The sequence below is a fragment of the Actinopolymorpha cephalotaxi genome, assembly GCF_013408535.1.
GTDB classification, from domain to species: domain Bacteria; phylum Actinomycetota; class Actinomycetes; order Propionibacteriales; family Actinopolymorphaceae; genus Actinopolymorpha; species Actinopolymorpha cephalotaxi.
In genome coordinates, this window is sequence record NZ_JACBZA010000001.1 from 5369812 (window position 1) to 5390077 (window position 20266).

At 70.6% G+C, this 20266-nt stretch carries 20 protein-coding genes; 11 read left to right on the forward strand and 9 right to left on the reverse strand.

The genetic code is table 11. The features are described 5' to 3' along the window. Window positions 1–27 precede the first annotated feature (27 nt). The 4 genes from FHR37_RS33275 (at window position 28) to FHR37_RS23855 (ending at window position 2988) form a co-directional block, all read left to right on the forward strand. Complete coding sequence (locus FHR37_RS33275) at window positions 28–513, forward strand: carboxypeptidase-like regulatory domain-containing protein (protein WP_175542277.1); 486 nt, start codon at window positions 28–30, stop codon at window positions 511–513. Continuing rightward, window positions 510–1148, forward strand: a complete 639-nt coding sequence (locus tag FHR37_RS32705) for an SRPBCC family protein (RefSeq protein WP_202817847.1) — start codon at window positions 510–512, stop codon at window positions 1146–1148. The genes FHR37_RS33275 and FHR37_RS32705 overlap by 4 nt, the downstream gene beginning before the upstream one ends. Further along, window positions 1148–2125 (forward strand): phosphotransferase enzyme family protein, encoded by a 978-nt coding sequence (locus tag FHR37_RS23850; RefSeq protein ID WP_092879503.1) that lies wholly within the window; start codon window positions 1148–1150, stop codon window positions 2123–2125. The genes FHR37_RS32705 and FHR37_RS23850 overlap by 1 nt, the downstream gene beginning before the upstream one ends. Window positions 2126–2211: 86 nt before the next feature. After that, entirely contained in the window at window positions 2212–2988 is a 777-nt protein-coding gene (locus FHR37_RS23855; RefSeq protein WP_092879500.1) for an SAM-dependent methyltransferase, read from the forward strand. Between the two features lie 46 nt (window positions 2989–3034). Here FHR37_RS23855 and FHR37_RS23860 read toward each other — a convergent pair whose 3' ends face one another. Then, window positions 3035–4183 (reverse strand): FAD-dependent oxidoreductase, encoded by a 1149-nt coding sequence (locus FHR37_RS23860; RefSeq protein WP_092879498.1) that lies wholly within the window; start codon window positions 4181–4183, stop codon window positions 3035–3037. Between the two features lie 104 nt (window positions 4184–4287). On the opposite strand from FHR37_RS23860, the gene FHR37_RS23865 reads away from it, so the two are divergent. After that, complete coding sequence (locus FHR37_RS23865) at window positions 4288–4848, forward strand: TetR/AcrR family transcriptional regulator (protein ID WP_092879495.1); 561 nt, start codon at window positions 4288–4290, stop codon at window positions 4846–4848. A 42-nt stretch (window positions 4849–4890) separates the two neighbouring features. On the opposite strand, the gene FHR37_RS23870 is transcribed toward FHR37_RS23865, so the two are convergent. The 3 genes from FHR37_RS23870 to FHR37_RS23880 form a co-directional block, all read right to left on the reverse strand. Further along, window positions 4891–5760: an alpha/beta fold hydrolase gene (locus FHR37_RS23870; RefSeq protein ID WP_092879493.1), complete on the reverse strand. Its 870-nt coding sequence runs from the start codon at window positions 5758–5760 to the stop codon at window positions 4891–4893. Beyond that, window positions 5757–6707: an alpha/beta hydrolase gene (locus FHR37_RS23875; RefSeq protein ID WP_202817846.1), complete on the reverse strand. Its 951-nt coding sequence runs from the start codon at window positions 6705–6707 to the stop codon at window positions 5757–5759. Before FHR37_RS23875 ends, FHR37_RS23870 begins: the two co-directional genes overlap by 4 nt. 109 nt (window positions 6708–6816) lie before the next feature. Then, window positions 6817–7455, reverse strand: a complete 639-nt coding sequence (locus FHR37_RS23880; RefSeq protein WP_092879489.1) for a TetR family transcriptional regulator — start codon at window positions 7453–7455, stop codon at window positions 6817–6819. Window positions 7456–7660: 205 nt separating this feature from the next. Between FHR37_RS23880 and FHR37_RS23885 the strand changes: the two genes are divergently transcribed. The 3 genes from FHR37_RS23885 to FHR37_RS23895 all read left to right on the forward strand — a co-directional run bounded on the left by FHR37_RS23885 (window position 7661) and on the right by FHR37_RS23895 (window position 9683). Then, entirely contained in the window at window positions 7661–8317 is a 657-nt protein-coding gene (locus FHR37_RS23885; protein ID WP_202817845.1) for a hemerythrin domain-containing protein, read from the forward strand. A 408-nt stretch (window positions 8318–8725) separates the two neighbouring features. Beyond that, window positions 8726–9295, forward strand: coding sequence for a hypothetical protein (locus tag FHR37_RS23890; protein WP_092879485.1), 570 nt, complete (start codon window positions 8726–8728; stop codon window positions 9293–9295). A gap of 4 nt (window positions 9296–9299) precedes the next feature. Then, window positions 9300–9683 (forward strand): DUF2089 domain-containing protein, encoded by a 384-nt coding sequence (locus FHR37_RS23895; RefSeq protein ID WP_092879484.1) that lies wholly within the window; start codon window positions 9300–9302, stop codon window positions 9681–9683. Window positions 9684–9889: 206 nt separating this feature from the next. Here FHR37_RS23895 and FHR37_RS23900 read toward each other — a convergent pair whose 3' ends face one another. Next, on the reverse strand, window positions 9890–10264 hold the full coding sequence (locus FHR37_RS23900) for an ester cyclase (RefSeq protein ID WP_092879481.1): 375 nt from the start codon (window positions 10262–10264) through the stop codon (window positions 9890–9892). A gap of 118 nt (window positions 10265–10382) precedes the next feature. Here FHR37_RS23900 and FHR37_RS23905 point away from each other — a divergent pair, with 118 nt between their 5' ends. Continuing rightward, window positions 10383–11045, forward strand: coding sequence for a TetR/AcrR family transcriptional regulator (locus tag FHR37_RS23905; protein WP_092879478.1), 663 nt, complete (start codon window positions 10383–10385; stop codon window positions 11043–11045). Here the strand turns inward: FHR37_RS23905 and FHR37_RS23910 are convergent. From FHR37_RS23910 to pknB, 3 genes are all read right to left on the reverse strand, one after another. Further along, window positions 11032–11436: a VOC family protein gene (locus tag FHR37_RS23910; protein ID WP_092879474.1), complete on the reverse strand. Its 405-nt coding sequence runs from the start codon at window positions 11434–11436 to the stop codon at window positions 11032–11034. The two genes, FHR37_RS23905 and FHR37_RS23910, sit on opposite strands and share 14 nt — an antisense overlap. Window positions 11437–11784: 348 nt before the next feature. Further along, window positions 11785–14376, reverse strand: a complete 2592-nt coding sequence (locus FHR37_RS23915) for a polysaccharide lyase family 8 super-sandwich domain-containing protein (RefSeq protein WP_092879471.1) — start codon at window positions 14374–14376, stop codon at window positions 11785–11787. A gap of 171 nt (window positions 14377–14547) precedes the next feature. Continuing rightward, the gene (gene pknB / locus FHR37_RS23920) at window positions 14548–16449 is read right to left on the reverse strand and encodes a Stk1 family PASTA domain-containing Ser/Thr kinase (protein ID WP_092879456.1); all 1902 of its coding nucleotides are present in this window, start codon (window positions 16447–16449) and stop codon (window positions 14548–14550) included. A 265-nt stretch (window positions 16450–16714) separates the two neighbouring features. Here pknB and FHR37_RS23925 point away from each other — a divergent pair, with 265 nt between their 5' ends. Continuing rightward, on the forward strand, window positions 16715–17089 hold the full coding sequence (locus FHR37_RS23925; RefSeq protein WP_092879454.1) for a hypothetical protein: 375 nt from the start codon (window positions 16715–16717) through the stop codon (window positions 17087–17089). 97 nt (window positions 17090–17186) lie between these two features. Beyond that, window positions 17187–18350, forward strand: a complete 1164-nt coding sequence (locus tag FHR37_RS23930) for an alpha/beta hydrolase family protein (RefSeq protein WP_092880716.1) — start codon at window positions 17187–17189, stop codon at window positions 18348–18350. Window positions 18351–18381: 31 nt separating this feature from the next. Here the strand turns inward: FHR37_RS23930 and FHR37_RS23935 are convergent, their stop codons facing one another. Beyond that, a complete protein-coding gene (locus FHR37_RS23935) occupies window positions 18382–20262 on the reverse strand; it encodes a glycoside hydrolase family 3 protein (protein WP_092879453.1) in 1881 nt (626 codons plus the stop codon). Between the last annotated feature and the right edge of the window lie 4 nt (window positions 20263–20266).

A 20266-nucleotide genomic window follows, 5' to 3' on the forward strand; every position in this document is an offset into this window, starting at 1 on the left:
CTGGACAAGGGGAATCGCGACTTCTGGGTGGCGTTCACCGCGCGGGTCGACCTCGCACCGGCCGCCCGCAGGGTACGACTGTCCGGCCAGGTCCGCGGAGCCACCTGCGACGGTGTGCCCGGGCCCCTTCCCGGCGCCGTCGTCGCGGTCGACCGCGGCCGCGACGCGTGGACGCTGACCACGGACGCGACCGGGGAGTACGTCCTGTGGGTGCCGGCCGGTGGGCAGCCGAGCCAGGTGATCGTGGCCGCCGACGCTTACCGGCCGACGGCGTTCGACGTGACGTTGCGAGGTGAGGACGTACGGCGGGACGTGACCCTGCCGAACCTCAGTTGCCGACCCGCCGCCCGGGCCGGGCACGGCAGCGGTTCGGGTGGCGGCCCGGTGATGGCACGGCCGACACGCCTCGTCGTGACCGGCGGGCGAAGTATCACCTTCGACCTATACAGTGCAGCTTCCAGGATCCGCGGGGCAGACCCCATGTCCGCAGCAGAGTCGAAGGAGTCGCCGTGATCGACGACGTGACCCACCAACTCGGCGCGGTCGACCGCACCGTCCGCAGCGGAGAGCGCGACGGCGCCCCCACCCGGGTCGTAGCCGTGAGCCAGACCTACGACAACGCCGTCGACGACGTGTGGGACGCGCTCACCAATCCGGCGCGGCTCCCCCGCTGGTTCCTGCCGGTCACCGGCGACCTGCGGGTCGGTGGCCGCTACCACCTCGAGGGGAACGCCTCGGGCGAGATCCTCGCGTGCACGCCGCCGTCGCATCTCGCGGCCACCTGGGAGTCCGCCGAGGAGGTCACCTGGCTGGAGGTCCGGCTCACCGAGGAGGGGCCGGGGCGCACCCGGCTCGACCTCGAGCACTCGGCACACGTCGACCCGGGACGCTGGAAGCAGTTCGGCCCGGGCGCGGTGGGGGTCGGCTGGGACCTCGCCCTGCTCGGCCTGGCCACGCACCTGTCGGGGGCCGGCGACCTCGACCCGGAGGAGGCGGCGGCCTGGCCGCTGTCGGAGGACGGCCGGAAGTTCATCGCGTCGTCGAGTGAGCGGTGGGGCACGGCCAACGCCGCCAACGGCGAGGACGAGGCGACCGCGGCGGAGTCGGCCGCCCGTACCACCGCCTTCTACACCGGCCAGCCGCAGTAGTGAGCTCCGAGCTCCACCTGGTCCTCGACCGCTGGGGGCTCGAACCCGCCGACGCGATCGTGCGCAGCGAGTCCGGCACGATGAACGACACCTACGTCGTCGCCACCGCCCGCAGCCGGGTCGTACTCCGTCGTCATCGCCGTACCGACCTCAGCCGGATCGAGTGGGAGCACGAGGTCGTCGCGCACGCCCGCGCGGGCGGCGTGCCGGTCCCTGCCGCCATCCCCACACCTGGCGGCGACTTCGTCGTCGGGCACGGCGGGAGGTGGTTCTCGCTGTCCACCTACGCCGACGGCGAGCAGGTCGATCGCGACCGGCTGCGCCCCGAGCATGCCCGGGCGATGGGGGTGACGCTGGCCCACATCCACCGCGCGCTGGCCGACGTGCCGGATCTCCCACCGGCGAAGGTGAATCCGGCGCCGGCCCCGGAGGAGACCCTGCGGCGGATGGCGGAGCTCGTCGCGCTGATCGAACGCCGGGAGAACTTTGACCGGTGCGACGCCTGGGCGCTGGACCGGCTGCGCAGCACGATGACCTGGCTCGCGTCCGAAGGCGCCCGGCTCACCCTGCCCGAGGCTCCGGCGGGCTCGGCCCGGCTGACCCACGGTGACTACCAGGAGACCAACCTGTTCTTCGCCGGCGACGGAACCGACGTACGCGTGGCCGCGGTGATCGACTGGGACAAGGCCGAGGTGCACTGGCCGGCCGAGGAGATCCTTCGTGCACTCCACTATTCGTTGCTTCTCGCGCCCGGCCTGTGCTCCGCCTTCGTCGAGGGCTACCGCTCGGTGAGCCCGCTCGCGATGGACGACCTCGACCTGGCGGCCGACATCCGCACCTTCGGGGACGTGCACTCCACCTGGTTGCTCGACGAGCTCTACCTGCGGGGCAACGACCGGGTACGCCAGTTCGTCCGGCCCGGGCCGTTCGTTCCGTTCAGCCGGCACTGGCACGACCTGCGGCGCGCCCTGACCTGACAGGGCATCCTGGCCCGACCGCATCCTGGCCTGGCAGCGGTTATCTGCTTGCGGCGGAACCGCGGGCGGTGCTTGGGTACGTGCCGATGACTGCCGAACTCGACGCGCTCGTCCGCCCGGCGGACTATCCCCTGTCCAGCAGGTACGACCCGGAATGGGTCCTGAGCCTGGACATGGGGCCACATCCCCTGTGGCTGCTGGAGGACCTGGCCCGCGACCTCGACCTGCGTCCCGGCATGAGGGTGCTCGACCTCGGCTCGGGCAAGGGCGCGACGTCGGTGTTCCTGGCCCGCGAGTTCGGCGTCGAGGTGGTCGCCGCCGACCTGTGGATCGCACCGGAGACCGCGACGCAGGTATTCACCGCGGCCGGAGTCGCCGACACCGTACGCGCGGTCCATGCCGAGGCGCACGCGCTGCCCTTCGAGCCCGAGTCGTTCGACGCCATCGTGTGCGTCGACGCGTACGAGTACTTCGGTACGGCCGACAACTATCTCGCGTACATCCTCGGTTTCCTCAAGCCCGGTGGGCAGTTCGGCGTCGCCACGCCCGCGATGACCCGGGAGGTCCGCGACCTCGGCGGCATCCCGCCACACATCAGGGAATGTGTCGGCTGGGAGGCGCTCGCCTGGCACACCGCTGACTGGTGGCGGTTCCAGTGGGAGGTCACCGAACTTGTCACCGTCACCTCGGCCCGGCTGCAGCCGAGCGGGTGGGAGGACTGGCTGGCGTGGGGGCGCGCGGCCCTGACGCGGGCCACGGGCGCCGACCGGGCCGCCGTCGAGAGCGTCAACGCCATGCTGGAAGCCGACGGCGGGGAGTTCCTGACGTTCGCGTTGATCACCGCGCGGAAGAACCCGGCGTAGGGGAACCAGCCGGACCTGGTGGCGCGCAGGCCTCCTCGGGCGAGTGTCAGCGATCGACGGTGAGTTCGGACAGCCGCATCGCCAGCTTTCTGCGCACCGCCGCGTTGTGGCCGGCGAGGGCGAGGACGGTGTTGCGGAGCGCACGCGCGGCGGGGTTGCCCAGGGTCGCGGCGCGGGTCATCCGGTCGGTCATCTCGACCACGCCGGCCGCGACGGGGCGGCGCACCGACTCGTAGCCGTCCTCTGTTCCCTCGAGGATTCGGCTCGCGAGTTCGGTCGCGTCCTGAATGCCTGTGTTCATGCCCTGGCCACCGGCTGGGCTGTGCACGTGTGCGGCGTCCCCGGCGAGGAAGATCCGGCCCGCGCGATAGTGATCCGCGAGCCGGTGGTGCACCCGGAAGCGCGAGCTCCACACGACCTCATGAACGTGCACCCTGGTCTTCCGCGGACCTCGGGCGTCGAGCAGCGCCTGCACCTCGCCGGCGTCCGGGTGCTCGACCGCCCCCTGGGAGCCGGGTTCGACGGTCGCGACGATCCGGTGCCTGCCGCCGGGCAGCGGCGCGACGACGACCAGCCCCGCCGCCGAGAAGAACAGCTGAACTTCCTCGGCGGACAGATCCCAGTCCAGGCGCACGTCGGCGAGGACGAAGCACTGGGCGTAGCTGTCGCCGGTGAACCCGATGCCGGCCTGCTCGCGGACCACGCTGTGCATGCCGTCGGCGCCCACCATGTAACGGCACCGGACGCTGTCCCCGGCCGAGGTCGTGACGACAACCCCCGCCTCGTCCTGAGCCACGCCCACCACGTCGTACGGCCGGTACACCTGGCTGCCGAGTTCGCGGAGCCGGCCGGCCAGGACCTCCTCGGTCACGCTCTGCGGGATCATCAGCGTGTACGGGTGGGCGGTGGGCAGGTCCTCGAACCCCACGGTCAGCAGAATGCGGTCCCGGTCCCGGACGGTGAAGGTCGGCACGATCACGCCCCGCTTCACCAGCTCGCCGGAGACGTCCAGCCCTTCCAGCACCTCCAGCGTGCGGGCATGCACAACGGCGGCGCGCGAGGTGTTCGCGCCCTCCGGCGCCTTGTCGAGCAACACCACGTCGGCGCCCCCCGCGACGAGGGAGGCGGCGAGTGTGAGACCGGTGGGGCCGGCGCCGACGATCACGACATCGGTTACGGCGGGAAGGTACGACATCCCTACCTCCGAACGGGCCAACACTTGATGGCCAACAGTTGTTTGCATCGAACGCTACTCCGGCGCGGGTGATCTGCCAACACGCGTTGGCATAGTCTTCGGGTATGGCCTTCACCCAGCGCTCCGAGGAGACCCGGGCCGCGATCCTCACCGCGGCCCGCCGCCGCTTCACCGACGACGGCTACGAGCGCGCCACGATTCGCGCCATCGCCGCCGACGCGGGCATCGACCCCTCGATGGTGATGCGCTACTACGGCTCGAAGGACGGCCTGTTCGCCGCCGCCGTCGACATCGCCCTGCGCCTGCCGTCCTTCGGCGACCTGGCACCCGAGCGTCGCGGCGAGGCCCTCGTACGGCACTTCCTGGGACTCTGGGAGGGTGGGCGGCCGAGCGACGCGTTGACGGTGCTGCTCCGGTCGGCGGTCACCAACGAGGCCGCGGCCGAACGCGCGCGCACCGTCTTCGCCACCCAGGTCGAGGCGGTGATCGGCGCCGCCGAGGACGACGGCCCGACCCGCGCCGGCCTGGTCGCCAGCCAACTTCTCGGCGTCGCACTGTGCCGATACATCCTGCGGCTGCCGCCGGTCGTCGCCCTCGACGCCGAAACGATGGTCGCCGCCCTCGCGCCCACCATCCAGCGCTATCTCACCGCGCCTTTGACGTAGCGGCTCCGCCCGGCCCGCCGCCCGAAGGCTGGTCGCCGAGACTCAGCGGCCGGGCCGTCCGGCGTTCCCGAGCCGGGACGAGAGGACGAACTCGCGGATGAGCTCGGCGAGCCTCGCCGGCTGGTCGAGCGGGATGAGCGTGTAGCTGTCGTCCACCATGACCAGCCGGCCGTACGGAAGCAGGTCGGCGAGGCGGCGGGCGTGCTCGACCGGCATCACCCGGTCCTCACTTCCCCAGATCACCAGGGCAGGGCGATCGAAGCCCGGCAGGTGTTCGGCCGCGCGCACCAGGAGATCGGTGTCGGCCGCGGCCGCTCGCAGGATCCGTACGGTGTCGCGGCTGATCTCCGGCTGGTGCAGGAGCGGCCGCACCCACCGGGCAGTGACGGCGTCCCCTCGCTTGGTCAGCCATCCGAACGCGATGGGAAGCCGCCGCACCGCGCGGAGGCGCATCTGCTGCATGAACAGCCCGAACGCCCGGGGCGGCAGCTTGCCGGCGAGGAAGAGGGTCCTGCCGGTCAGGCCCGGGGGAAAGTTGTCGAACGCGTCGCAGGAGGCGAGGACGACCCGTCCCACGCGGGCGGCCCCGTCGGCCATGAGGAGCTGGACGAGCGCACCGCCGGTGTCGTTTCCCACCAGGGTGACGTCGCGCAGGTCGAGGTGGTCGAGGAGCTCCGCGACCAGTCCGGCGATTCCGGGCAGGGTCAGGTCCGCATCGGCGCTCATCCCGTGGCGGTGCGCACCGAGCGGCAGCGTGGGAACCACGCAGCGATGGTCGGTGGACAACGCGGCGACCGGCCCGTCCCACAACGTGGCGTCCATCAGCAGCCCGTGCAGCAGCACGACCACGGGCCCGTCACCGCCGGTGTCCTCGTAGTCGATCGCACCCACGGACAACTCGATGGTCTTCACGCGAGTCCACCTCGGCGCGAGAAGTCACCGACGCCGACGGCGGGGTGCTCCGTTCGGGGATGGTCGAGCAGGTGCCGGCTCAGGAAGGACAGCTCGGTGTCGACCGCCGGCTCGTGGGCGTCCAGGAACGGCGCGTAGTGACCACCGGGAAGGTGTACGACTTCCCCACGGCGCGCTCGCTGCCCCGCCTCGACAGCCGCCGCCGGAGCCGCGGCCTGATCCTGGTCACACACGAGCACGAGCAAGGGGCATCGCACGCGGGGCGCGTCCCGGCCGGGCCGGTAGAAGGGGGCGCGGAGTCCGAAGCGGGCGGCGACCTCCTGCTGCCAGTCCGGATACTGGTTGCCCGGATTGAGGGCTCTGTCGCCGTCGAGACTGTCCGGCGTGGTGAGGAGCGCCACCGTGCCCGGCTCGCCCGCCAGCGGGACCAGCAGCGGCGCACGCCCTCCGAGAGCGCCAACGGCATCGCGTATCCCCCTGCCCGTGAAGCGCAGCATCGCGGCCGGCTTCTGGTGCCGCCCCGCCTTGCTGATGGCGGCCAGACCGTCGGCGAGCGGCGTCTGCGCGATCGCCGCGGCCACCCGTGCGTCGCGCGCCGCGACACGGAAGACATGGCCGCCCGACAAGGAGAATCCCCAGATCGCGATCTTGGTCGGGTCGACCTCGGGCAGGGTGGCGGCACACGTGATCGCGGCCTGCCAGTCGGCGAATTGTTCGCCCATCCGCAGGATCTGGCGCGGACGGCCTCCGCTCTCGCCGAGCCTTCGGTAGTCGAAGGCGAGGACGGTGTACCCGGCGTCGTGGAAACGCCCGGCGAACCGGTCGGTGCCGGGCTCCTTGGTCACCCCGCCCCCCGCGCCCATGATCACGCAGGCGCCGTTGACCCCCGGATAGTGCCAGGCGACGCACTCGACACCGTCGCTGATGAAACGGACCTTCTCCCGCACTGCGACCTCCACGTCACCCGAAGCACTCGATATGAGCCCGAGTGAACCACGTGGTTCTCAAACTGTCCAGTGTCGGTCCTGGTCCACCGCGGACACCGAGAGCGAGCGGTCACCGGTCGGCGAGCTCCTCCAGTTCCAGCACCCGGAGCAGGCCCCTGAGCCCCGCGTCGACTCCGGCCTCGTCCCCGGTCGTCAGCCGCTCCAGCAGAAAGCCCCGGAGCGTCGCGAGGATCATCTGGGAGATCTCCAGCTTGCGCTCGTCGGGCCACTCCGGAGGACACAGGGACTGCAGGAAGGGCAGGTACTGCCGCGAGGCCTCCCGGGCGAGATCGGAGTACCGGCCCGGGTCGTACATCGCCAGGCCGATGGCCTGGTCGAGCACCCGCCGCAGGCCGAGCTCCTCCTCCCACAGGGTCGGCCAGACGGCGCGCACCCGGTCCGCCAGCGTCCGACCGCCGGCCGGCACTCCTCCGGCGGCCAGCGCGTTGCCGATACGCCGCCCACGCAGTTCGAAGACCGCCTGCCGGAGGAGGTCGTCGACACCGTCGAAGTGGTAGAGCAACACCTTGTGCGTCGTACCGGCCGACCGTGCGGCACGCCGGAGCGAGAAGTCGACCAGTCCGTTCACCGCGAGGTCGTCGACGACCCGTTCCAGCAGTTCCCGGCGCTTGGCCTCGCCGCGCGGGGACCCTGTCGATCGCCGATATCCGGCCCGTCCGCGCGAACCTTCCTCACCAGTGACGTCCATGCCCCCAGCTTCCTACAGGCCACGTGCGGGAGACGCCGCGACGGAGCCCACGACCGCGGCCCTGCCCAGTCGGCGCCTGGCGCAGGCGTCAGGTAATTTGAGTTTCGTATGTTATGGTTCCCATGGATGCTTGGCAGTCGAGCTCCCATGGCAGCGCACGCATCGCGCCCGTGCCATGACGCACCGAAGATCCCGTGGAGAACAGATGACCGATCACCGGACCAGGCAGCGCCGCGCTCTGCGGGGCGACGTCGACTTCACCTTCATGTACGCCGGTCACGACGCGTTCAACCGTGACCTGCGCCGGCTTACCGCCGCGGCGAAGGCGGGCCGGACGCCGGACCCCGCCCTTCGCGCCGGGTGGGAGACCTTCAAGAAGCAGCTCCACATCCACCACACCGTCGAGGACACGGCGCTGTGGCCACCGCTTCGCCGGCGGCTCGATCGGCCGGCCGACGTGGCGGTGCTGGACGCGATGGAGGCCGAACACGAGCTCATCGATCCACTGCTCGCCCGGGTCGACGCCGCGTTCGGCGCCGGCGACGGTCCCCGGCTGAACGCCGCCGCCGAGGAGCTCGCGGCCACCCTCACGGCACACATGGAACACGAAGAGGAGGAGGCCCTGCCGCTCGTCGAGACCCACCTGGGGCCGAAAGGGTGGGACGCGTTCCGCGAGGCGATCCGAAAGATGCAGGGGCTGAAGGGTGCGGCCGAGTTCCTTCCGTGGTTGCTCGACGAGGCCACCGCCGAACTCGCCGACCGGGTGCTGAGCGAACTACCCGCCCCCGCCCGGTTGCTCTACCGGAAGAGGTGGTTGCCCAGCTACACCCGCACGCCCCGGTGGACCACTCCGACGGCCTGACATCGGCCCCTCGGCCGTTCCGGCCGTCGGCGCCCGACTGGCCGGCCGGCTGGCTGGCCGGCCGATCGATCAGCCGGAGTTCAGGTTGGCAAGTCGATATCGCCAACGGTTGACAATCTGTCAATTTGAGATTTACTACCTGCCATGACAATCGCGCAGCAGAGATCAGTTCTGGAGAGGGTCGCCCGAGGCGAGATCTCGCCAGAAGATGCCGAACGTGAACTGGCCGCCCTGGACCCGAGCCAGCAGCCAAACCAGCAGCCGAGTCAGGCCGACCCGACACCAGTTCCACCACCGCCCCCGGTCGGCGTCGAACCCGTCGCGCCGGTTGCTCCTGTCCCTCCGGTACCCGCGACGCCGGCCGCACCGGCGACTCCGGGCGAACCCGCCGAGCCCCTCGAACCCGCCGTGCCCCTCGAACCCGCCGAGCCGCTCGAACCCGGTGGCCGACGGTCCGGCGGCCGTACCACCTCCGAGACGCTGACGGTGCACGCCAGCCTGAATGCCGCCGGGACGATCGAGGTGGCCGGCGACCGGGAAGCCGACGACGTGTGGTTCGAGGGTCCGTACCGAGGCTCGATCGAGCGGGACGGCGGCAACGTGCACGTGGAGGGCCAGGTCGGCGACGACACCCTCCTCGTCGTACCGGCGAATGCTCAGCTGCATCTGGAACTCAACGGCGGCGACGCCCTGGTCCGCGGGCTTCGCGGCTCGTTCCACGGCGAGTTCAACGTGGGCGACGTGAGACTGGAGGCCGAGCTGACCGAAGGCGACTCCCACATCGACGCCAACGCCGGCAACGTCACCGTGGTGCTCGCCCCCGACTCCGACGTGCGCGTCGTCGTGGAGTGCCCGGCGGAGTACGACATGGACCAGCGCCTGAACAAGACCGGCCGGGGCGAGTACGTGCTCGGCGAGGGCACCGCACAGCTCCACATCGACGGCAACCTCGCCGAGGTCTCGGTCAGGGTGGGCTGAGCCGATGACCCAGCACCCTCAGCACACCCCGCCGAGCGCCTGCCCCACCTGTCAGGCACCGCTGTCGGTCTCGGGGCTGCACTGCGACCGGTGTGACACCGAGGTACGAGGTCACTTCCGGCACTGCGAGTTCTGCGCGCTCGACGACGCCCAGCGCGACCTGCTGCGGGTGTTCCTCGCCGCCCGCGGCAACACCAAGGAACTCGAACGCCACCTGGGCGTGAGCTACCCCACCGCACGCGCCCGGCTGGACGAGCTCCTCACCGCGCTCGGCGTGGCCTCCGCGCCGCCGGTCGACCGGCAGACCAGGCGACGGCAACTACTCGACGCCGTGGCGCGCGGTGACGTCGACGTCGAGGACGCCATGGCCGAACTCACCCAGGCCTAGGGCGTGTCCTGCGGATCTTGCGGCGGCTCGCGTGCCCCCGCATCCCGGCTGGCGGCGTTGTCGTCGTCGCGCGTAGAACACCGCTACGCGCTCCTCCTCCGCCTTGCCAGCCGGGCGCGGATGGCCCGCTCACCTTCGCCGCCTGATCCGCAGGACACGCCCTAGCCCGCGACAGCGAGCATCCCTACCGACCAAGCCCATATCCCCTACTGGCCAAGTCCAAGAGCACTCTTCTGCGTGCCCTCGCTGAGCGCCCAGTTCTCCGCGAGCCGTCCGTCGTCGATACGGAAGATCTCGATCATCATCGGGTGTGTGGCTCCGTCCGGGGCCATCCCCTCGACGGAGGAGCGGACGGCGACCTTGTCGCCGTCCGCGAGAACGTCCTCGGCGACGACGCGCATGTCGGGAAACCGGGCGACCAGCGTGCGCCAGGCAGCCTTACCCGCCTCGAACCCGGTGGTACCGAGCGGATGACTGAAGAAGTCGGGGGTGAACAGATCGTCCGCCTGGTCGAACTGCCGGGTGTTGAAACACTCCAGCATCCTCCGCACCAGGGCGGCGTTCGCGGCGCGTGCGTTCATCGGTGGATCCCCTCGCGGCAGATGGTCCGGACCTGGCGAGCGGCACGGCCGTAACCGGTGCGCCGCCCCGCTTACAGTCACTGTATCCGGTGCGGCGCCCCGGTTATGCTGAATCACCATGTCCGGCCACCCGAGCAAGCCCGCACGCAAGGTTCCGCCGTCCGCTTCCGACAGCGGCCGGGATTTGCGCGCGGACGCCCGACGTAATCGCGATCGGGTCCTGCGGACCGCCCAACAACTGTTCGCCAGGGACGGTCTGGGCGTCTCCCTCGACGAGATCGCGCGCCGCGCGGGCGTGGGCCCGGGCACCGTCCATCGGCACTTTCCCAGCAAGGAAGCGCTGTATCTCGCCGTCGCGATCGACCAACTGGAGCAGCTGATCACCGAGGCGGACGACCTCGCCGCCGCCGGAGATCCCGCTGCCCTCTTCACACTGCTGGCCCAGATGATGGCCTCGGGTGCTGAGAACGCAGCCGTCAAGAGCGCACTCGTGGCGGCGGAGTTCGACCTGCGCACCGCGGCCCCGGGTGTCGCGGCCGACCTCACCCGCCGGGTCACGGACCTGCTCGAGCGCGCACACGCCGCCGACGTCGTACGCCACGACGTCACCGTCGACGAGGTGATGGCCCTCGTCGCCGGCGCCTTCGCCGCGATCCGTCACGCCGACGCCGAAACCAGCCGCGAACGTTCGGCCCACCTCGCCCAACTGATCCTCGACGGGCTACGCCCTCAGCCCCGCCGGCCAAGGCCGAGGGCGAAGCCGAGGGTCAGGGCAGGTTGAGCTGCCAGGAGACGCCGAACCGGTCGTTCACCCAGCCGAACCTCGTACTGAATCCGTACTCGCCCAGCGGCATCAGGGTCTGGCCCTTCTCCGACAGTGCGGCGAACAGCCGGTCGAGCTCCTGCTCGCTCTCGCAGGTCACGAACAGCGAGACCGACGGCGTGAAGCCGAACGCGTGCTCGACCGGGCTGTCGATAGCCATGAACTCCTGCCCTGCAAGGGCGAACGTCGCGTGCTGCACGCTTCCCTCCGCGCCCTGGCCGTCCGCGCCGTAGCGGGTCACCGACCGCACCTCGGAGTCGGGGAACAGCGAGGCATAGAAGGTCATCGCCTCCTCGGCCTGCCCGGTGAACATGAGGAACGTCGAGATCTTCTGCGTACTGACGATCATGGCGAGCCGGTCTCCTCCGGAGTGAAACGACGTCAGGACAGCACCGAACGATGCTGTGCGACCGAGCGTTTCATCCTGGACTTATATAAGTCAAGCCCTATCCAAGTGTTCGGGAGACGATGAGCGCAGGCGTACCGGCCCCAGAAAAGGGCTTAGCCCCGGGACATGATCGTGAGATCAGGGGCCGATCGGGGCTGTTCGCTGGTAGAGATACCACGCAGTGAGCCGTTGAACACCTCAATCCCACTGCCTAAGTCCGGCCCCTGGCTCGAGGGGCAATCCACAAGGTCTACAAGCTGCGCAGCCGGGCCGCGCACCACGTAGCCGTTCGTTCACCGGCCGTCGAGCTCAGAGCTCCAGGGTGACTGTGCGGCTGCGCCCGTACAGCTGCGATGTGTCGACGTCCAGCCGGGTACCGCCCGCGACCGCACTCACCCGTACACCCTCGGCCGGCTCGACCGGGGTCAGCGGCCGGCCACGCAGGACCACCGCGATCGTCTCCCGGTCCGTGGTGGGGTCGGCGACGGCGACCTCGGTCCGCCCGTCGCGCCGCCGCTGCACCAGCACCGACGCCGCTCCGTCGACCCGTACGCCCGCGACGTTGTACGCGCCCGCGCCGAAGGTGTTCACCGCGGTCAGCCCGAGCCCGGTGTGCCGGACGGCCTGCACCTGCGTGGTGTTCGCCGCCACGACGACCCGGCCCGCGCCGTAGGAACCCAACTGGCGTTCGGACGCGTTCGGCACCAGCGCGTACGCCAGCGAGGAGGGCGCGACCCCGGGCGCGTGGTCCAGGTGGACGCCGAACACCGACCTGGTCACGGGAGTGTCGGGATTGGCGGTACGCACCACCCGGAGGCTGCGGGTGACCCGCCCGTGGGCGACGCGCACCGGTCCGGTGGTGTCGAGGAAGACGTAGCCGACCGAGGTCAACTGGTCGGCGTTGGCGTACCGCAACCACGCCAGGTCGGCGGTGCCCACACCTGCCCACGCACTTCCGTCGCGCCGAGCGCCGCTGATCGTGATCGTGTCCGTCGGCGCGGCGGTCCGGGAGTCGACCGTGGTGAGGACCGCCCGCCCGGCAGGATCGCCGACGCCGGCCGCGAGTACGACGATCTCCTCGTCCAGCATGAACCACGACTTGTGCGCGCGGGCGTTCTGGTAGACCACGAAGTCGGTCGGCAACAGGCCCTGCTGCTTGGCCACGTAGGCGACGTCGTCGGACTGGATCATCGCGGCGGCGCCGAACGCCCCGAGGGTCGCGCCGCCGGAGTGGCGGTTGGTGCCGCGCGGGAAGTAGACGTAGGTGTTCTGCGACTCCGACGACGCGGTGAAGTTGAGCGGGTGGTCGGGGTTGTCGTAGTACGGCGTTCCGTACAGCTCGGGAATCGTCTTCCGCTGCTCGACCGGCGAGGTGACCCCGGCCAGCGCGTACGGCGACACGGTGGTGAAGTAGTCGACGCCGTACGCCTGGGCCTGGTCCTGGCCGGACAGGTAGAGGTAGTAGGCGCCGTCACCTTGGAACCAGGGTTGGAGGTTCTCGCCGTTCATGTATTCGTACTTGCTGATCCGGTCGGAGCTGCGAGCGAGCGCGAACGCGTAGCCGGGACGCAGGTGGACGTGCCGGTCCATCGCGTTGTACGCCACACTTCGCGAAGCGGGGTTGAGATCCCGCGCCGGAACGGAGTCGTCCGCGACGATGTCGGCGTACCGCGCGATGCTCACCGGTGAGACGAACCGGGTCGGGTCGAGCGCGGCTCGGGAGGTCTCGCGGACGAACTTCACGTAGCTCTTCAGCGCCAGGGCCGCATCGCCCTCGGCGACGCTGGACAGGTCGACGACCGCCTCGACCACCACGGCCACGTCGGCGTACCCGGTGGTGGTGCGGGAGACCGCGCGGCCCTTGACCACCTCCATCATCCAGCCCTGGAAGATCAACGGGGCAAAGCCGTCGCGCACCCAGCCGTCGATCACCGACACGAGGTCGTCGCCGCGCAGGTAGCTCGTTCCGTCGAGGATCTTCAGCGTCTGCACGACCCGTGTCAACAGGCCCTTGCCATAGGAACCGGTGTAGGCGACGGAGTCGTGCTGGATGAACGAACCGTCGGCGTAGTAGCCGTCGGTCACTCCGTGCTGCAGGTGGTAGGGATCGACGGTGGCGAAGACCGTCAACTGGTCCTCGACCGCCTTGTCCACCCGGGCTTCGTCGCCGAGCACCGCGCCCTGCAGGATGCGGTTGGTGGTGATGTCGGCGAGGTTGGCGCCGGTGTGGAAGCGGGAGTCGAGGTCGACGTCGCCGTTCTTGCCGTTGCGCAGATAGGCGTCCATCGACGCGACGTAGGTGCGCGCGAGGTCGGGGCGGTAGACGCGCACCTCCTCGGCCAGCAGCACCAGCGTCCTGCTGACGTTGGTGGAGATGCCGATCTCCCAGTTGAACCAGTTGCCGTAGTAGCCCTTGGCCTGGTCGCCGTAGTAGTACTCGTGCAGCCAGGCCAGGCCGTCGAGCACCCGGCGCCGCACCGTGGTGTTGCCGTGCAGGTCCGACGCCGGGCCACCCGGGACGCAGGTGGCGAGCGCGATCTCGTACAGGTGCTGGAACGACGCGGTGAGGTTGGGGTCGCTGGTGCCCAGCGGGATCCCGGCGAACAGTTCGGTGCCCGGGCTGCCGGTGTCCTTCATGGCGGCCAGCCAGGTGCGCGCGGTTCGGTCGATGCCGGTCAGCCTGGCGGCGACCTCGGGCCGCGCGTTGGACTCGGGGACCCCCGCGAAGATCGCGACGGTGTTGGCGAGCAGTCGGGCGACGTCGGCATCCACGGTGCCCACCGCGTCCACCTGGCCGGCCGACCTGACGATCGGCTGCGCTCCCGCGCGCTCGGGCGTGATGGCCGTCGCCAGCCCGGCGGTCGGCAGGAGCGACAACAACTGACGGCGGCTGATCCTCATGGGCACTCCCCGGCGGCGGCAGGACGGCGGCGGAACGGGACCTACGCGGGCAGGCGTACGGAACTACGCGGCAGAGCTGACGTTACGAGGTGGTGCGACGACAGTATGCATCATCGGGGGACACAAACGTCTCGCCCGAGGACAGCCTGGTCAGAAGCGGCCGGGGCTGACTCAGAAGGGGAGCTTGGGAAGCTTCGGCTTGTTGTCCTTGGTCGGCGTCGGTGTCGGCGACGGGGTGTCCGTGGGCGTCGGCGTGTCCGTCGGGGTCGGTTCCGACGTGGCCTTGGGTTCCTTGGCCACCACGATCGTCACCCGCGTGCCGGCCTCCCTGCGCGAACCGGCTTCGGGGATCTGCGACAGCACGGTGCCGGGGTCGGCGTCGGCGTTCTCCTCCGGGATCGAGCGGACCTTGAAGCCGGCGTCCTCGAGGATCGCCTTCGCCTCGCCCTCGTCCTTCTTGCGTACGTCGGGCACCTCGGTCAGCCCGGTGGAGTGGTAGATCGTCACCAGGGAGTTCTTGGCCACCAGCGAACCCTCCGGCGGGTCCACCTTGGTCACCTCGCCTCCGGGCTTGCTGGACTGCTTGTCCTCCTTGTCCCGTACGCGGAACCCGGCCTCCTCCAGGGCCGTGCGCGCCTCGGACATCTGGTCGCCCACGACCTCGGGGATCCGGACCTCCGGCGTCCCGCTGGACACCGTGACGTCGACCGCGCCGCCGACCCGCACCGAGCCGCCGGGCGCCGGGTCCTGGGCGATGATCTGCCCCTTCGGGGCGTCCTCGCTCGCCTTGTCGGTGGTGTCGCCCAGCTTGAGGTTCTTCGCCGCCAGGATCGCCTTGGCCTGGGACTCGGTCTTACCGACCAGGCTGGGCGAGCTGGTGGTCTGCGCCGACCCGCCGTCAATCAGCTGGTACGCCGCGAAGGCGAGTATGCCGAGCAGCACCAGCCCCACCAGGGCGAGCACCCACGGCAGCGCCTTGCGCTTCTCGTCGTCGCGGCCGTCGCGGTCGTCGCGGTCATCTCGGCCGTACGGCGCGGACCGGCGCTGCTCGGCGGTCTCGCTCCACCCGGACTGGGGGTCCGCCGCGGGCGCGTACCGCGCGGTCGCGTCCGCCGGCACCGGTGCGACAGCGGTCGCGGCCGCCACCGTCGGCGCCTCGGAGGCGTGCACGTTCTGGCCGTCCAGTGCCCGGTGGATGTCGGCACGCATCTGCCCGGCGCTCTGGTAGCGGTCGGCCGGGTTCTTGCGCAGCGCCTGCATCGCGATCCGGTCCGCCTCGGGCGGCACCCGCGACTCGACCGCGGACGGCGGTCGCGGCTCCTCGCGTACGTGCTGGTAGGCGACCGAGACCGGCGAGTCCCCGGTGAACGGCGGCCGGCCGGTGAGCAGCTCGTACAGCAGGCAGCCGGTGGAGTAGACGTCGCTGCGGGCGTCGACCTGCTCGCTGCGTGCCTGCTCCGGGGAGAGGTACTGCGCGGTGCCGATCACGGCGGCGGTCTGGGTGAGCCCGGCCGAGACGTCGCTGAGCGCCCGGGCGATGCCGAAGTCCATGACCTTGACGTCGCCGGCGGGGGTGACCATCACGTTGGCCGGTTTGACGTCGCGGTGGATGATCCCGGCGCGGTGGCTGTACTCCAGGGCGTCGAGGACCTCCGCCGCCACTTCCAGGGCGCGCTCGGGCAGGATCGGCCGGCCGTCGCGGAGGATGTCGCGCAGCGTGCGGCCCTCGACGTACTCCATCACGATGTACGGCACCGAGACGCCGTTCAGCTCGTCCTCGCCGTTGTCGTAGACCGCGACGATCGAGTGGTGGTTGAGCGACGCGGCCGACTGCGCCTCCCGGCGGAACCGCGCCTGGAAGGTCGAGTCGGTGGCGTGCTCGGGGCGCATGGTCTTCACCGCGACGCGGCGGCCCAGCCGCAGGTCGGTACCTGCCCACACCACCGCCATGCCTCCGCGGCCGAGCTCCTGGTGCAGCTCGTACCGGCCGCCGAGCACGCGGCGCGGGACCGTGCGGTCCGCGTCGCCGGTGTCGCCGGTGGGGCCGGGCTGGGCCCGGTCGTTGGGGGTCATCCTCGCTGTCCGATCGTCGACTTCACTGGTCGCCTCGTCACCGAGAGCAGTTGGTCACCCGCTCAGCGCGGCCCCCGTCGTCCGAGCGGTGAAGCGGGGCCATGCCGCCGTACGCTCTGTGTGCCGCCGGAAAGTCTAGGTGAGCGATCCGCCGGGCACGACCAACCCCCTGGCCAGGGGCGGCGTCCCCGGCTGGGCTGAGACCGGGGATCTCGGTAGAGTCCGGCGGATCTCGCGGTCACACCCCCTCTGGAGGTTGGAAGCAATGGGCTTGGGATCCGGCATCCTGCTGATCGTCGTCGGAGCCATTCTGTACGGCGCGGTCGACGTCGATCTTCCCTACGTCGACGACGACGCACTCGGGCTGATCCTGCTGCTCGCCGGCCTCGCCGTCGTGATCGTCGCCGTGGTCCTGCGCGCGGACCGTCCGGAGGCGGGAGTGGGGACCGGCATCGCGTTGATCGCCGCGGGCGCCATTCTGTACTTCGCGGTCGACGCCGACCTCCCCTACATCGCCGACGACGCGATGGGGGCCATCCTGATGATCGCCGGCACGATCGCGATCATCGCCACCGCTGTCATGAGCCGGCGGCGAAGGCCGAGCCGAAGGTCCGTACAGAGCTACTACTACCAGCCCTGAGTCGCGTTCCGGCGGGGTCGACCCGCGCCCTTCGGTGGGGATGCGTCCCCACCTTCGAACGATGCGCTGGGGCCGCCCCGTCGCCACAGTGAGCTTCATGATCACTACCGCTCTCCGGCGCGCGGCCGTCACCGCCTGCGTCAGCCTCGCGGCCCTGGGACTCCTCGCTCCCGCTGCCGCCCAGGCGGGGACAGCCGGCAGTCCGGCCGACCCGCCTCGCCCCGCCTCCCTCACCCTCCCCCGGCCCACCGGCCCGTACGGCGTGGGCACGGACACCCTGCACCTCGTCGACGCCGACCGTCCGGACCCGTGGGTGCCCGAGGCCGGGCCACGGGAGCTGATGGTCTCGATGTACTACCCGGCCCGACGTGGGTCGGGGACGCCGGCGCGCTACGTCACGCCCGGCGAGTCCGAGCTGATCCTCGCGAGCCAGGGCCTCACCGACCTCCCCGCGGACACCCTGAGCACGGTCCGGACGTACGCCCGTTCCGGCGCGGCACCGCGGGCGGGCAGGCACGACTACCCACTCGTCGTTCTCTCGCCCGGGTTCAGCTTTCCGAAGTCCTCGCTGAGCGCCCTGGCGGAGGATCTGGCGAGCAACGGCTACGTCGTCGCCGCCGTGGAGCACACCTACGAGTCGGTGGCCACCACCTTCCCCGACGGTCACGTCACCACCTGTGTGGCCTGTGAGACGGACCTGGATCCGCAACAGGTGATCCGGGGACGAGCCACCGACGTCTCGTTCGTCCTGGACGAACTCCTCGGGCCACACCCGGTCTGGCGGTACGCCCGGCTGGTCGACCCGGCCCGGATCGGGATGGCCGGCCACTCGATCGGCGGCGCGTCCGGCGGAACCACCGCCGTCCGCGACTCGCGTGTGCGGGCCGTGGTCAACCTGGACGGCACGCAGTTCGACCCGCTGCCCGAGAGCGGGCTGGAGGTGCCGTTCATGTTCGTAGGAACCGAGGACGGACACTCCCCAGGAGGCGACGACACCACCTGGGACCGGGACTGGCAGCGGCTGACCGGGTGGAAGCGCTGGATCACCGTCGCCGGCACGGTGCACGCCTCGTTCACCGACTACGGAACGCTGGCCGACCAGCTCGGCCTGGACCTCGGGCAGACCATCGACGGCGACCGCGCCGTGCTGGTCACGAACACCTACGTGGGTGCGTTCTTCGACCAGCACCTGCGCGGGCGGAACCGGCCGCTGCTCGACGGCCCGTCGCGGAGCTACCCGGAGGTGCGCTTCCGGCCGTGACGGGTGGCCAGGTCCGGCCCCGGCGAGCGTGTCAACGGCCCATTGACATGAGCACCGGGTCGTACGACAGGCCCCATCCGTACGGATACAACGTCACCTTGGGATCGGCCGCGGTCGGGATGGAGACCGGCAGCTTCCCGCGCGGGTTCACCTCGCCGAACATCACCCGCACGCAGGCCTTCGTCGTCACGGCGTTGCCCGCGTAGTCGGCGAGGAAGGTCGACACCTCGGTGAAGTGGGCGATGTCGTACGGCGCGGAGATGGCGATGGCAACGACCGGGGTGCCGGTGGCGACGAGCTCGTGCACGAGGCGCTGCTGCCGGCCTTCGGGGTCCAGGGTCGTGGTGTCCCAGGCGTTCTGGGTGCACACCACCACGAGGTCGTTGAGCCGCGCGGCCGCGACCGACGCGGCGATCATGTCGTCGGTCGGTTTGGTGCCGGTCACGACCTTGGTGGGGGTGACGCCGCGCGCGTCGAACTCGGTGACGAACGTCGACAGGGCCGTCTCACCGCTGCCGGTCACGAGAACGGTGCTGATGGAGTCCGGCAGCGGGAGCAGGTCGTCGTCGTTCTTGATCAGCGTGATCACCTGATCGGCGATCTCGTCGGCGCGGGCGAGGTGAGCGGGAGTGCCCACGATCTCGTTCACCTTGTCCACGTCCACGAACGGGTCGCACACGATGCCGGAGCCGAACTTCCAGCCCAGGATCCGGCGCAGCGACTCGTCCAGCCGCGACTCGCTGATCTCGCCGTCGCGCACCGCGCCGACCACCGCGTCGAACGCGACGTCCATCAGTGGCGGCATCAGCAGCAGGTCGCATCCCGCCTTGAGCGCGAGCACCGGAATCCGCGCGTCGCCGTACTTCTGGCGGACGCCGGCCATGGTGAGCGCGTCGGTGATGACCAGCCCCTCGAAGCCGAGCTGGTCACGCAGCAGCCCGGTGACGATCGGGTACGACAGCGTCGCCGGATCCTCGGACGGGTCGAGTGCGGGGAACACCAGGTGCCCGGTCATGATGCAGCCGACGCCGGCCTTGATCGCGGCCTCGAACGGCGGCGCGTCGATGGTCTCCCACTGTTCCCTGGTGTGGGTGATGACGGGGATGCCGGTGTGGCTGTCGACCGTGGTGTCGCCGTGGCCGGGGAAGTGCTTGGCGGTGGCGAGGATGTGCGCCTCGTTCTGGTAGCCCTTCACCTCCTCGACCACGAACGTGCTGACCAGCTTGGGATTCGAGCCGAACGACCGGACGCCGATCACCGGGTTCGCCGGGTTGATGTTGACGTCCGCGTCGGGCGCGTTGTCCTGGTTGATGCCGACGGCGGCGAGTTCCTGGCCGGTGATCCGGGCGGTCACCTCGGAGTTCTCCGGGCAACGGCTGGCCGCCAGCCCCATCGAGCTCGGGAACTGCGTCGCCGGCGGACCCAGCCGCACGATCGGCCCCTGCTCCTGGTCCGCGGACAGCAGCAGCGGAATCGAGGCCCCGCTGGCGATCGCGGCGGCCTGCAGCCCGTTGGACAGGCCGGCGACCTGCACCGGGTCGTTCACGTTGTGCGCCCACACGAAGTAGATGACGCCGCCGAGGTGGTACTTCGCGATGACCTCGGCGGGCGTGGAAACGCCGTACAACGAGGTGTTGTTCGGGTCCTCGGTCTCGGCGGTGGCGCCGTACACCACGTTGACGAACAACTGCCCGACCTTCTCCTGCAGCGTCATCGAGGCGATCAGCCGCTCGATCCGCTTCTTCGTACGGTCGTGCGCATGCTCGGGCCGGCGCCCGCCGTCGGCGTACGCGGCGCCCGGCCGGGCGAGCACGTCGGCCGAGGAGGCGACCAGGCCGGCGAGGGCGCCTGCCGTACCCAGAACGAACGCCCGCCGCCCGGTGGCGGAGTTCGGCGAAGGTGTGGTCTGCATGCGT